Genomic DNA, 12,177 nt, shown 5'->3' on the forward strand with positions numbered 1-12,177 from the left:
GACTCCGGAAGGTTGTCGCAACTCGCATGTCTGTCACCACCCCTGCCGCCGTACGGCCCGAGGACTTCCCCGAGCCGGCCGCTGAGGCCACGGCCGACCCCACGGCTGAGCTCACGGCCGGGACGGTCGCCGAAACGGCCCCCGAGACCCCCGAAATCGCCCAAGAGGCCCCTGAGATGACGGAAACGGCCGAGACGACGGCCGAGCTGCCCACCGACGAGACGGCGGCCGACGAGGCCGACGAGACCGTCGGTGAGGCGGCTGAGACGAAGATCACCTTCGGCGACCTCGGGCTCCCCGAGGCCGTCGTACGCAAGCTGGCCCAGAACGGTGTCACCGCGCCGTTCCCGATCCAGGCCGCCACCATCCCCGACGCGCTGGCCGGCAAGGACGTGCTCGGCCGTGGCCGTACGGGCTCCGGCAAGACCCTCTCGTTCGGTCTGCCGCTGCTCGCCCGGCTCAGCGGTGGCCGCACCCAGCGCAAGCGCCCGCGCGGCGTCATCCTCACGCCCACCCGCGAGTTGGCGATGCAGGTCTCCGACGCGCTGCAGCCGTACGGCGACACGCTCGGCCTCAAGCTGAAGGTCGTGTGCGGCGGTACGTCGATGGCCAATCAGATCTCCGCGCTCGAACGCGGCGTCGACATCCTCGTCGCCACCCCCGGCCGGCTGCGCGACCTGATCAACCGCGGCTCCTGCTCCCTGGACGACGTCGAGACGGCGATCCTGGACGAGGCCGACCAGATGTCGGACCTGGGCTTCCTGCCCGAGGTCACCGAGATCCTGGACCTGGTGCCCGAGGGCGGCCAGCGGATGCTCTTCTCCGCCACCATGGAGAAGGAGATCGACTCGCTGGTGCGCCGCTATCTGGTCGACCCGGTCTCGCACCAGGTGGACGCGGCGCAGGGCGCGGTGACGACCATGACGCACCACGTGCTGGTCGTGAAGCCGCGCGACAAGGCGCCGGTCACCACCGCCATCGCAGCCCGCAAGGGCCGCACCATCATCTTCGTCCGTACCCAGCTGGGCGCCGACCGCGTCGCCGAGCAGCTGCGCGAGGCGGGCGTACGCGCGGATGCGCTGCACGGCGGCATGACCCAGGGCGCGCGCACCCGCACGCTGGCGGACTTCAAGGACGGCAAGGTCAACGCGCTGGTCGCCACGGATGTCGCAGCGCGCGGTATCCACGTCGACGGCATCGACCTGGTGCTGAACGTCGACCCGGCCGGCGACCACAAGGACTACCTGCACCGTTCGGGCCGTACGGCGCGCGCCGGCGAGTCCGGGACGGTCGTCTCGCTGGCGCTGCCGCACCAACGGCGGCAGATCTTCCGGCTGATGGAGGACGCGGGCGTGAACGCCTCGCGGCACATCATCGGCCGCGGCGACGTCTTCGACGAGGACGTGGCGCGTATCACAGGCGCCCGTTCGCTGACCGAGGTCCAGGCGGAGTCCGCCGCGAACTCGGCCCGGCAGGCGGAGCGCGAGGCGAAGAAGCTCAGCCGCCAGCTGGAGAAGCTGCAGCGGCGCGCCGCCGAGCTGCGCGAGGAGGCCACCTTGCTGACCGCCCGCGCGGCGCGTGAGCGGGGCGAGGACCCGGAGGCCGCCGTCGCGGCCGCCGCCGAGGCGGAGGCGGCCCAGGCCGCCGAGGAGGCCCGCGCCGAGGCCCGGCGCGAGGCGAAGGCCGAGGCGGAGCGCCGCGAGCGGGCGGAGCGGGAGCGGTCCGAGCGCGATCGTGGTGACCGTGGTGACCGCGGCGGGCGCTCGTCGTACGACCGCAGGGACCGCGGTGACCGCGGTGACCGCCGTCCGTACGACAAGGGCGACCGGGGCGACCGTGGCGGCTTCCGCCGGGACCGGGACCGTGACGAGCGCCCGTACGGCCGGGACCGCGATCGTGACCGGGACCGGGACCGGGACCGGGACCGGCGTGAGGGTGGCAGGGACGGTGGCCGTGGCGGCTCCGGCGGCTCGGCGGGCTACCGCCGGGACGACGTCCGCCGCGACGACCGCCGCGAGGGCGGCGACCGCGGCTTCCGCCGGGACGGTTTCCGCGGCGGCGACCGCTCGTACCACCGCGACCGCCGCGACGACCGCCGTCCGGGCGGCCGCGCGGGTGACCACCGCTCCAGCTCCTACGCCCCCGCCCGCAACGGCGCCCGCACGCCGGACCGCCGCGCGGACAAGCCCCGCTGGAAGCGCAACGGCTGACGACCGGTGAGGGCTTCGGCCCTCCCGAACGCGTGCCCGATCGCAGCCTCGAAGGCATTCAACCCGGAATGCCTTCGAAGCCCGCCCGACCCCCGGGCTATGCTGCTCGGTGCGGGCCGTTAGCTCAATTGGCAGAGCAGTGGACTTTTAATCCATTGGTTGTGGGTTCGAGTCCCACACGGCCTACCGCTGGACCCCAGGTCAGACTCGTCTGACCTGGGGTTTCTCCTTGTTCTGGCGCAGTGCCGCTGCCCGGCTCCCGGTGACGAGGGGCAGGGGAGCGCCAGGGGAGCGCATCCGCACAGAGAGGGGAGTCGGGAGCTGTCGCGAAGGATGCAGGCGTTGAGTCGCGTCGAGCGCGCTGGTCCTCGTGTGCGCCGTCTCAGGGGACCGGCTATGCGTCCTTCGCGCGGTGCTCAAAGCTGACCTCCCACGCCGTTGCCGGCAGAGGCTGAGCACCCCCTACGACCAGATGGCCTACGAGACGGATCTTGCTCACACGATGTGGGAGCACTATGGATCGCCAAGCAACTGGCCGCTGACGCTGCAAGAGGCAGGCGGTGCGCTGGCCACGCTTCCGAGTACCAGCTCACCAAGGAGTTCTTGAACGCTGCCGTGGCTGCGGTAGACAAACAAGTCGCAAGGCCAGGCGAGCATCAGCATCTCCTCATCGATGAGATCAATTCCGTCGTCAGCCACCGGTTCGGTGACGATCTTCGAGAAGGCGTGGAGATCGCTCGGGCTCGGGCCTGCTGACGAGACGCGCGAGGAGCCCATGTCAGTGCGGACAGCGAGAAGTTCCTCCAGGAGAACAGCGGGGCTACGGTCGTCCCTCTGGCGTCTCCTTCGCGGACTCGTCCAGCGCGCTGTGGGAGCGGAGCCAAAAAGGGAAGACTCCACCGGGGCTGGCGCTATCGCCGGCCCCGGAAGAGGTAGGGCGAGGGCTCGGCGGTGACTTGGCCTGTGGTGGCCGGTCACAGCTGGTTGGCGTTGGCGTCGAGCTCGACGCCGTTGCGGGCGAGCGGCAGTGGGGCGTGGCGGTGCGGTGTTCGGTATGGCTCTCGCGCGCCCTGTTTGCCGGGGTGGATGGCGGTGTGAGGCCGGGGTGCGCGGTGGGGGATCGGGTGGTGTGGGCCCGGCGGAGCCGGCGCCGGTGTTCCGCTGGGCGCTGTGTCACAGGCGTGTAAGAGGGAACGGCGGGCGCGAACAATTCCCGGGCCGGGTGGATCGAAGCAGTCAGTAACGCTCACTCGTGCCGGGCCGACGGCACCGACTGCAAAGGATGAACACCATGCGCGCTCGCAAGCTCACCCTCGCCGCCCTGGCCCTCACCGCGGGCCTGTCGCTGACCGCCTGCCAGGGCAGCAGTGACTCCAATGCGGGCAAGGACACCTCCAAGTCCTCCTCCCCGGACTCGTCTTCCTCGTCCTCCTCCACGTCCTCGGGAGGGAACTCCGGCGGCACCGGCGGCAGCAACGCATCCGACAAGGACGGCACCAAGACCAACGGCGCCAAGGCCAACTCCGCCCAGGGCAGCGGCGGCGGGGACGTCACCACCGGCACCTGCAAGACCTCCAACCTCGAATTCCACACCGCCCACGGCATGGCCGACGGCCAGCTCCGCGTCGCCATGAAGAACACCGGCGAAGCCTGCTCCCTCAAGGGCTTCCCCGGCGCCGACCTCCAGTCCCAGGACATCGGCCACCCCCTCAGCGCAAAGCGCAGCGACAAGGCCGCCCCTGACGTCACCCTGCAGAACGGCGAGACCACCCGCTTCACCATCAGCTACCCCGAGAACAACACCGGCGAGACCGGCTACTTCATCACAAGCCTCGTCGTCACCCCGCCCAACGAGACCCACTCCAAGAACCTGTCCGTCGGCTTCGACATCCCCGCCGGGACCGATGCCGACGAGATCACCGTCGACCCCGTCGGCACCGGCAAGCAGTAACACCACGTGGGCTTAAGCCAGCGGTGGCCGAACAGCCGGAAGACGGTGCATTCGATGGCTCAGCGACGTTGCCCTCATCGTTCGCTGGGCTCGATGCATGCGGGGATTCGAACGATGAAGCTGAGCGCTGCCCGTTCGCCGGCCGGGCCGTCGGCATCATCTCCGCCACCAAGCTCACGCCCGGCAGCCTGTACCGGACGTTCACCGACAAGCACACACTGTTCCTGCGCGCGCTCGACCACTACCGGGCGGCGCAAGGGCGAACTGCCCGCCGATCTCGAGGTCGAGGCCACCGTGGAACTCCTGTTCACCACAGTCCTCGGGCTGCGGGTACGGGAGCGAGCCGGCCACGACCCGGAACGGCCGGCCACCGCGATCGACGTCACGGTCCGCGCGCTGGGGCCCACGCCGACGACACCTTCCTGACCCACCTTCCTGGCCACGGCAACAGGCGCGGGGTGTCTGCGGTGATGGCTCACCTGGGCCTGATCCGCGTTGCCAGGGCAGCAGTTGGGGGCGACGGTCACGGCCGCCGGGGTGGCTTCTGACAGATGTCACGACGGGGCGGTGAACGATGACGCTACCGGTGGGAGCGCGGGTTGATCAGCGTTGAGGCATGACGAAACAGACCAGCTCGACCGTGACCGTGACCGACCCCGACGCCCGCCACAAGCTGCACATCGCCCAGGTACTACTCGGTGGCTACGCGGCACTGAGTGTGCTGACCCTGCTGGCGATCGTGGTGTTCAGCGGCAACCCCGACATGGTTACCGATGCGGTGTGGATCCGTGGCACGGTTCTCGCCGTAGCCTCGTTGGTCACCTTCGCGCTCGGTGTGTCCATGGCCCAAGGCGCACGGAGGAACTACCGCAGGGTGCAGATCATCGCGCTGGCCCAGGTGGTGGCAGTCGTCGTGATCGAGTCCGTCCCCGGCGCCTTCCCGCTCTGGTTCAAGGTCGAGAATGGGATGTGCGGTGCGCTGCTGGTCATCGTCGTCCTGGTGACCCTTGCACGGACTGTGCGCAGTACCTTCGCGGTCCGGTGAGCACACCATCAGCACCGGCCCGGTCGAGTGGCGGTACCGTCACCAACGTGGATGACCGGCTGGAATCCGCGGAACTGCGCGGTCTGGACGAGCGGCGCCGACTGCTCCTCTCGCTGGGCATGCTCTGCTACCCGTTCCTGGCAGCTGCCGGCGTCGCCCAGTACTCGCGCGGCGCCGGCCTCGTCGTCGGCTACCTGCTGCTGGTGGCCGTTTCCACTTGTTACCTGGCCTTGGTGGTGGCCACGATGCGGACGGCATGGCGGGCCTACTGGTGGCTGCTGGCGGTGATGGCGGTGCTGGCCGTCCTGGTCGCGCCGCTGGCCCGCGAGAACACGCTGATTCTCGCTGCGGTGATCGTGCCGTCGGCAGCGGCGCGCGTCGGTGGCCGAACGGCGTCGGCGCTCGTGGTGCTGGGTGCCGCAGCGTGTGTGGCCGTGCCGACGCTGGTGCCTGGCTGGAGCACCGGCCCGAGCTGGTACTACGCGGTGGCCGTGGTGTTCACCGCGCTGTTGGTGCACGCCTTCAGCCGTACCGCCACGGCCAACCAGCAGCTGCGCGAGGCCAGGGCGGAGGTGGCCAGGCTGGCCTCCGAGGCCGAGCGCAACCGGATCGCCCGCGATCTGCACGACCTGCTCGGCCACTCGCTCACCGCCATCACCGTGAAGAGCACCCTGGCCCGAAAGCTGGCCGTCAGCGCATCTCCTGCGGCGCTGGCCGAGCTGGAATCGGTGGAGCAACTGTCCCGCCAGGCGCTGGCCGACGTGCGGGCAGCGGTATCCGGCTACCGGGATGTGACGCTCGCCGGTGAACTCGCCCGCGGCCGGGAGCTGCTGCGCGCCGCAGGGGTCGTCGCCGACCTGCCCACCGCCTGCGACGTGGTGCCGCAGGAGCGGCAGGAACTGTTCGGCTGGGTGGTACGGGAAGGGGTGACGAACGTGGTGCGGCACGCGCGGGCCGGCCGGTGCGCGGTCGAGCTGACCGCGACCTCCGTCGAGGTGCGCGACGACGGCGTCGGCGATCAGCCCCGCACCGGGTCGGGGCTGGACGGCCTGCGCGCCAGGGTGACCGCAGCCGGCGGGTTGCTGACCGCAGGCCCCGTGCAACCCTGCGGGTGGTCGCTGCGGGTGGAGGCGTCAGCATGACGATCAGGCTCCTGCTCGCCGACGACCAAGAGCTGATCCGGCAAGCACTGCGCGTACTGCTCGACCTCGAACCGGACTTCGAGGTGGTGGCCTCGGTCGGCCGCGGCGACGAAGTGACTGCCGCGGCACTGGAACACTGCCCCGACGTCGCGCTACTGGACATCGACATGCCCGGACTGGACGGCCTCGCGGCGGCCGCCGTGCTCACCGCGCAGGTGCCCGACTGCCGGGTGGTCATCCTGACCACCTTCGGACGCACCGGCTACCTGCGCCGGGCCATGGAGGCAGGCGCCGTCGGCTTCGTCGTGAAGGACGCCCCGGCCGACACACTCGCCGACGCCATCCGGCGAGTGACGGCCGGTGAACGGGTGGTGGACCCGGCGCTGGCCGCGGCCACGCTGGCGGCAGGCGAATCGCCACTCACCGCACGCGAACGCGATGTGCTGATCGCGGCCCGTTCCGGCGCCACCGTGGCCGAGATCGCCGCTCGGCTGTACCTCGCCGAGGGCACCGTGCGGAACTATCTGTCCGGGGCCACCACCAAGACCGGCACCCGCAACCGGATGGAGGCTCTGCGAGTGGCCGACGAGCGCGGCTGGCTGTAACCGCTCTCACCACACGCCATGCCTCGGCCGGCCCGGATGCGGGCACTGGGGGGCGGGGATAGCGTGGTAAAAGGCGCTTATTGGGTCGTACGCGCCGGAAGGCGGACCCGTTCAGCTGGTACTTGAATTCTGCTGCCGCTGATTTTGCACTCGCGGCATTTGATTGATGCGTCCGTATCCGCGCCGATACCCGTATCCGTATCTGCATCTCCGTAATCCCGTAATCCCCGTCCGTATTTCATTCGAGAGGAGTGACGATGGCCGCCAGATCAACTCACGTAACCCTCGAGAACCGAGCCGGCAGTTTCAATCTCAGGCGCACCAGCCAAGGGCTCGACCATGGCGAATGGACCACGAAGCCCCCGTTGCTCATCGGTGACCGGGGCGAGTGGGAGTCCGAGTCCAACGGTTTCGCCACCGGTACGGAGGGCAGCGTCACGTATCAGCTCGAGGACGTCGACGGTGTACGTATGGGCGAGGTGAGCCTGCACTGGGACAACCCCTTCATCGGCTCGAATTCCTACGGCGAGAGTGTGACCCCAGCCGCCGCGGATCCGGCCGGACAGGGGTTCTCGATCGTCCACGTCGGCGGTAAAGGCAACAACTCGCATGTGACGTTCCAGCTGCTCAACGGTTTCTGCGAGGCGGACAGCGACTCGGGCGAGGTCACCTGTGCCCAAGGCAGCCAACTGACGACCGACAGCCAGCGGTTCGCCGCACTGTGGGAGCAGGCTGACACGGGAGTCTCGTGGTTCGCCGTGCACGGTCAGACGGCGTCGGAGTATCAGGAGACATTCGACCGCCTTGTGGGGCAGGGGTATCGGCCGGTGGATGTGAGTGGTTACTCGGATGGTGGTGAGGTGTTTTTCGCTGCGGTGTTTGAGCAGCGTGATGGGGTGCCGTTCGAGGCGCGTCATGGTTTGACGGCGGACCAGTATCAGGAGACGTTCAATGAGCTGGTGGGCCGGGGGTTTCGGCCGGTGGATGTCAGTGGTTACGCCACGAGTGGTGGGCCTCGTTTTGCTGCGGTGTTCGAGGAGAGTGGGGGCCCGCCGTTCGAGGCGCGTCATGGTTTGACCGCGGACCAGTACCAGCAGACCTTCAACGAGCTTGTGGGGCAGGGCTTTCGGCCGGTGGATGTCAGTGGTTACTCGGATGGTGGTGAGGTGTTTTTCGCTGCGGTGTTTGAGCAGCGTGATGGGGTGCCGTTCGAGGCGCGTCATGGTTTGACGGCGGACCAGTATCAGGAGACGTTCAATGAGCTGGTGGGCCGGGGGTTTCGGCCGGTGGATGTCAGTGGTTACGCCACGAGTGGTGGGCCTCGCTTCGCTGCGGTGTTCGAGAAGAGTGGGGGCCCGCCGCTGGAGGCGCGTCATGGTCTGACGGCCGGCCAGTACCAGCAGACCTTCAACGAACTCATGCACCGAGGGTTCCGGCTGGTCAAGGTCAGCGGCTACTCCGTCGGCTGACGGCTGCAGGTCCGCCGCACGGCCAGCCATGGCCCGTCTGTCATCCGGCAGGCGGGCCATGTGCGCGTCCACGGTCCGCAAGGGTGCGGTTTCCAGGGCTGGCGTTTCGTGGTGCCGCGTGGTGCCAGCTTCGGGGCGAGTGGTGGCGCCACAGGGTGCCGCGACGGCGCCATTTTGCTGCTCCCCGAGCTGAGTGAGTGGCCGTGGTGCCAGCCTGGCGCAGGCTGGCTCGCCAGCATTTGTGCAGGTCAGAGCGTAAGCGGGGGAGATTGTGGGATGCGCAGTGCCATTCGGGGTTGCGGATGGCGCCATAGTGGTGCCACTATTACCGCCATGGACCTCACGCCGTATGTCGACACCCTTCGCCGCGAACTTGCGGTGGCCGCCGAAGCCGGTGGGGAAGATGCCCGCGAGCTGGCCGAGCGGCTTACCGCGCCGTTGGAGTCGGCGTCCCGTCTGACCATGCTCAATGTGCTCTCCGCCGCGATGGACGAGATCACCCGGGAGCTCGCGCCCGGCTCGGTCGATGTACGGCTGCGCGGGCTGGACCCCGACTTCGTGGTGACGCTGCCGCCGGCCGACAGTGGCCCCGCGGAAGCGGCTGCCGCGCCCCCCGAACCGCTCAGGGCGCCGGCGCCGGCCGTGCCGGCCGAGGGCGACGAGGGTGGCACCGCCCGCGTCAATCTGCGGTTGCCCGCCCATCTCAAGGCGCGTGCCGAGGAGGCGGCGGGCCGGGAGGGGCTGTCGGTCAACGCGTGGCTGGTACGGGCCGTGTCGGCGGCGGTCGAGGGCGGAGCCCGGCCGCGTACGGCGGAGAAGACCCGCACCCTCGGACAGAGCTTCACGGGCTGGGTGCGCTAGCCGCGCCCGCGCCCGCCCACTTCTCACTCACACCGCGTCCCACCTGCGGGGACGCCCCAAGGACCCATGAGGACGGTACAGCCATGCCTTCTTTCGACACCCCCGAGCCGATTTCGGTCACCGCCCATGTGGGCGCCGGTTCCATCCGGTTCGCCGCGGGCGACCGTACCGACACCGTCGTCGAGGTGCGGCCCCGCGATCCCAAGCGGGACAAGGACGTGCGGGCCGCCGAGCAGACCGAGGTCACGTACGCGAGCGGCGTCCTGACCGTCAGGACCAAGGAGCGCACCTTCATCGGGCCCAGCGGCCTCGTCGATGTGACGGTCGAACTGCCCACGGGCTCGGGCGTCGAGGTGACCGGTTCCTGGACCCAGGTGCTCGGCGAGGGCCGCCTCGGCGAGGGCCGGGTGAAGACTTCGGGCGGTGACGTCCGCCTCGAGACGACCGGGCCGCTCCGGCTCACCGCCTCACACGGGTCGGTCACCGTCGACCGGGTCGAGGGCGCGGCCGAGATCGCCACCAGCTCCGGCAGTCTGCGCGTCGGCACCGTCGAAGGACCCGCTGTCCTGAAGAACACGCAGGGCAGCACGACCGTCGGTGCCGTGGTCGGCGACCTGCGGGTCAGCGGCGCCCACGGGCCCATCGACATCGTCCGCGCCGAGGGCTCGGTCACCGCCACCACAGCTCACGGCACCCTGCGCGTCGCCGATGTCGCCCGCGGCACCGTTCAGCTGGAGAGCTCCTACGGCGCCATCGAGGTCGGCATCCGGGAGGGCACCGCCGCCTGGCTCGACGTCAGCTCCGACCGCGGGCAGGTGCGCAACACGCTCGCCGACGCCGAGGCGCCGGAGCAGACCGAGGACACCGTCGAGGTCCACGCCAGGACCCGCTGGGGCAACATCGACGTCCGCCGCGCCCGCGTCTGAGCGACGTCGGCACCGACAACTCGCCCACCAGCCCAGTCACTTCAGCCTTCGAATGGAGGGCTCCATGCCTTCATCTGTCATGTCCACGTCCGCGCGCGGCGGGGCGGGTGCCGGTCCGCAGGCACCGGCCGCAGTCTCCGCCGCCGGACTGCGCAAGTCGTACGGCGACAAGGCCGTGCTGCGCGGTATCGACCTGCACATCCCGGCCGGATCCGTTTTCGCGCTGCTCGGGCCGAACGGCGCGGGCAAGACCACCACCGTGAAGATCCTCTCCACGCTCATCACCGCCGACGGCGGGCAGGCCCGGGTGGCGGGCCACGACGTGGCCGCTGCCCCGCAGGCGGTGCGGGCGGCGATCGGTGTCACGGGGCAGTTCTCGGCGGTGGACGGTCTGATCACGGGGGAGGAGAACATGCTGTTGATGGCGGATCTGCACCATCTCCCCCGGCGGGAGGGGCGGCGGGTGGCTGGGGAGCTGCTGGAGCGGTTCGATCTGGTGGAGGCGGCGGGGAAGCCGGCTTCGACGTACTCGGGCGGGATGAAGCGGCGCCTGGACATTGCCATGACGCTGGTCGGGGACCCGCGGATCATTTTCCTGGACGAGCCGACCACGGGGCTGGATCCGCGGTCGCGGCACACCATGTGGCAGATCATCCGTGAGCTGGTCCGCGGCGGTGTCACCGTCTTCCTGACGACGCAGTATCTGGAGGAGGCCGACGAACTCGCCGACCGTATCGCGGTGTTGAGTGACGGGCGGATCGCCGCTGCGGGGAGTGCCGAGGAGCTGAAGCGGATGGTTCCGGGCGGGCATGTGCGGCTGCGGTTCGCCGATCCGGCCGCGTACAGGTCGGCCGCGTCCGCGCTGGGTGAGGCCACCGGGGACGAGAAAGCCCTGGCGCTGCAGATTCCCAGTGACGGCAGCCAGCGTGAGCTGCGCTCGATCCTCGACTGGCTGGACTCGGCCGGTATCGAGGCGGACGAGCTGACCGTGCACACCCCCGACCTCGACGACGTGTTCTTCGCCCTGACCAGCGGCACCAACCTCCCCCACCAGCCCAAGGAGACCGTCCGATGAGCGCCCTCTCCCTCGCCGTCCGCGACTCGCACACCATGCTGCGCCGCAACCTGCTGCACGCGCGGCGCTACCCCTCCCTCACCCTCAACCTGCTGCTCACCCCGGTCATGCTGCTGTTGCTCTTCGTCTACGTCTTCGGGGATGTGATGAGCGCGGGCATCGGCGGGGGCGGCGCGGACCGCTCCGCGTACATCGCCTACGTCGTCCCGGGCATCCTGTTGATGACCATCGGCGGCACGGTGGTGGGGACCGCGGTGTCCGTCTCCAACGACATGACCGAGGGCATCATCGCCCGTTTCCGGACCATGGCGATCCACCGCGGTTCGGTGATCGTCGGGCATGTGGTCGGGAGCGTGCTGCAGTCGGTCCTGAGCGTGGTGCTCGTGGGGGCCGTCGGGGTGGCCATCGGGTTCCGGTCGACGGATGCGGGTGCCCTGGAGTGGCTGGCGGCGTTCGGGCTGCTCGTGCTCTTCGCCATGGCGCTCACCTGGATCGCGGTCGGCATGGGCCTGATCAGCCCGAACGCCGAGGCCGCCAGCAACAACGCGCTGCCGATGGTGCTGCTGCCGCTGCTGTCCAGCGCCTTCGTCCCGGTCGAGGCGATGCCGGGCTGGTTCCAGCCGATCGCCGAGTACCAGCCGTTCACTCCCGCCATCGAGACCCTGCGCGGGCTGCTGCTCGGCAGCGAGATCGGCAACAACGGGTGGATCGCGATCGCCTGGTGCGTGGGGCTCGCGGTGCTCGGGTACTTCTGGTCGACGTCGAAGTTCAACCGCGATCCGCGGTAGCCGCGACAGCGGCGCGGCGGGCCTTCCCACGGTTCGTCCCGCTTCAGGGCTCCAGGTTTCCAGGGCTTCAGGTTTCCAGGGCGGCGCGCTCCGACTCCGTGTCGG

Annotated in this window: 12 protein-coding genes and 1 tRNA gene; 12 read left to right on the forward strand and 1 reads right to left on the reverse strand. The window is 69.8% G+C overall.

Annotated elements, in window-relative coordinates; translation table 11 throughout:
- Nucleotides 1-26: 26 nt before the first annotated feature.
- Together ITI46_RS02680 and ITI46_RS02685 are read left to right on the forward strand one after the other, a co-directional pair.
- Entirely contained in the window at nucleotides 27-2,210 is a 2,184-nt protein-coding gene (locus tag ITI46_RS02680; protein WP_209237720.1) for a DEAD/DEAH box helicase, read from the forward strand.
- Nucleotides 2,211-2,323: 113 nt separating this feature from the next.
- Nucleotides 2,324-2,396, forward strand: a tRNA-Lys gene (locus ITI46_RS02685).
- Between the two features lie 327 nt (nucleotides 2,397-2,723).
- On the opposite strand, the gene ITI46_RS02690 is transcribed toward ITI46_RS02685, so the two are convergent.
- Entirely contained in the window at nucleotides 2,724-2,987 is a 264-nt protein-coding gene (locus ITI46_RS02690; RefSeq protein ID WP_209237721.1) for a hypothetical protein, read from the reverse strand.
- Between the two features lie 514 nt (nucleotides 2,988-3,501).
- On the opposite strand from ITI46_RS02690, the gene ITI46_RS02695 reads away from it, so the two are divergent.
- The 10 genes from ITI46_RS02695 (at nucleotide 3,502) to ITI46_RS02735 (ending at nucleotide 12,072) form a co-directional block, all read left to right on the forward strand.
- Nucleotides 3,502-4,161: a DUF4232 domain-containing protein gene (locus tag ITI46_RS02695; protein WP_209237722.1), complete on the forward strand. Its 660-nt coding sequence runs from the start codon at nucleotides 3,502-3,504 to the stop codon at nucleotides 4,159-4,161.
- Between the two features lie 294 nt (nucleotides 4,162-4,455).
- On the forward strand, nucleotides 4,456-4,587 hold the full coding sequence (locus tag ITI46_RS35370) for a hypothetical protein (protein ID WP_280634700.1): 132 nt from the start codon (nucleotides 4,456-4,458) through the stop codon (nucleotides 4,585-4,587).
- A gap of 190 nt (nucleotides 4,588-4,777) precedes the next feature.
- Complete coding sequence (locus tag ITI46_RS02700; RefSeq protein ID WP_209237723.1) at nucleotides 4,778-5,206, forward strand: hypothetical protein; 429 nt, start codon at nucleotides 4,778-4,780, stop codon at nucleotides 5,204-5,206.
- A gap of 47 nt (nucleotides 5,207-5,253) precedes the next feature.
- Nucleotides 5,254-6,348, forward strand: a complete 1,095-nt coding sequence (locus ITI46_RS02705; protein ID WP_307808037.1) for a sensor histidine kinase — start codon at nucleotides 5,254-5,256, stop codon at nucleotides 6,346-6,348.
- On the forward strand, nucleotides 6,345-6,953 hold the full coding sequence (locus tag ITI46_RS02710) for a response regulator transcription factor (protein WP_209237724.1): 609 nt from the start codon (nucleotides 6,345-6,347) through the stop codon (nucleotides 6,951-6,953). The genes ITI46_RS02705 and ITI46_RS02710 overlap by 4 nt, the downstream gene beginning before the upstream one ends.
- A 257-nt stretch (nucleotides 6,954-7,210) precedes the next feature.
- On the forward strand, nucleotides 7,211-8,422 hold the full coding sequence (locus tag ITI46_RS02715) for a hypothetical protein (protein WP_209237725.1): 1,212 nt from the start codon (nucleotides 7,211-7,213) through the stop codon (nucleotides 8,420-8,422).
- Between the two features lie 333 nt (nucleotides 8,423-8,755).
- Entirely contained in the window at nucleotides 8,756-9,283 is a 528-nt protein-coding gene (locus ITI46_RS02720; RefSeq protein ID WP_209237726.1) for a hypothetical protein, read from the forward strand.
- A gap of 83 nt (nucleotides 9,284-9,366) precedes the next feature.
- Nucleotides 9,367-10,209 carry a DUF4097 family beta strand repeat-containing protein gene (locus ITI46_RS02725; RefSeq protein ID WP_209237727.1) on the forward strand — a complete coding sequence of 281 codons (843 nt, stop codon included), beginning with the start codon at nucleotides 9,367-9,369 and terminating at the stop codon, nucleotides 10,207-10,209.
- 64 nt (nucleotides 10,210-10,273) lie between these two features.
- Nucleotides 10,274-11,284, forward strand: coding sequence for an ATP-binding cassette domain-containing protein (locus tag ITI46_RS02730; RefSeq protein ID WP_209237728.1), 1,011 nt, complete (start codon nucleotides 10,274-10,276; stop codon nucleotides 11,282-11,284).
- Complete coding sequence (locus ITI46_RS02735) at nucleotides 11,281-12,072, forward strand: ABC transporter permease (protein WP_209237729.1); 792 nt, start codon at nucleotides 11,281-11,283, stop codon at nucleotides 12,070-12,072. The genes ITI46_RS02730 and ITI46_RS02735 overlap by 4 nt, the downstream gene beginning before the upstream one ends.
- The last annotated feature ends 105 nt before the right edge of the window (nucleotides 12,073-12,177 follow it).

Source organism: Streptomyces oryzae, from assembly GCF_017676365.1.
Taxonomy (GTDB): Bacteria; Actinomycetota; Actinomycetes; order Streptomycetales; family Streptomycetaceae; genus Streptomyces; species Streptomyces oryzae.

Coding starts and splice junctions, on each gene's coding strand:
- ITI46_RS02680 (WP_209237720.1), top strand. CDS start 27: ATGTCTGTCACCACCCCTGCCGCCGTACGGCCCGAGGACTTCCCCGAG.
- ITI46_RS02690 (WP_209237721.1), bottom strand. CDS start 2,987: ATGGGCTCCTCGCGCGTCTCGTCAGCAGGCCCGAGCCCGAGCGATCTC.
- ITI46_RS02695 (WP_209237722.1), top strand. CDS start 3,502: ATGCGCGCTCGCAAGCTCACCCTCGCCGCCCTGGCCCTCACCGCGGGC.
- ITI46_RS02700 (WP_209237723.1), top strand. CDS start 4,778: ATGACGAAACAGACCAGCTCGACCGTGACCGTGACCGACCCCGACGCC.
- ITI46_RS02710 (WP_209237724.1), top strand. CDS start 6,345: ATGACGATCAGGCTCCTGCTCGCCGACGACCAAGAGCTGATCCGGCAA.
- ITI46_RS02715 (WP_209237725.1), top strand. CDS start 7,211: ATGGCCGCCAGATCAACTCACGTAACCCTCGAGAACCGAGCCGGCAGT.
- ITI46_RS02720 (WP_209237726.1), top strand. CDS start 8,756: ATGGACCTCACGCCGTATGTCGACACCCTTCGCCGCGAACTTGCGGTG.
- ITI46_RS02725 (WP_209237727.1), top strand. CDS start 9,367: ATGCCTTCTTTCGACACCCCCGAGCCGATTTCGGTCACCGCCCATGTG.
- ITI46_RS02730 (WP_209237728.1), top strand. CDS start 10,274: ATGCCTTCATCTGTCATGTCCACGTCCGCGCGCGGCGGGGCGGGTGCC.
- ITI46_RS02735 (WP_209237729.1), top strand. CDS start 11,281: ATGAGCGCCCTCTCCCTCGCCGTCCGCGACTCGCACACCATGCTGCGC.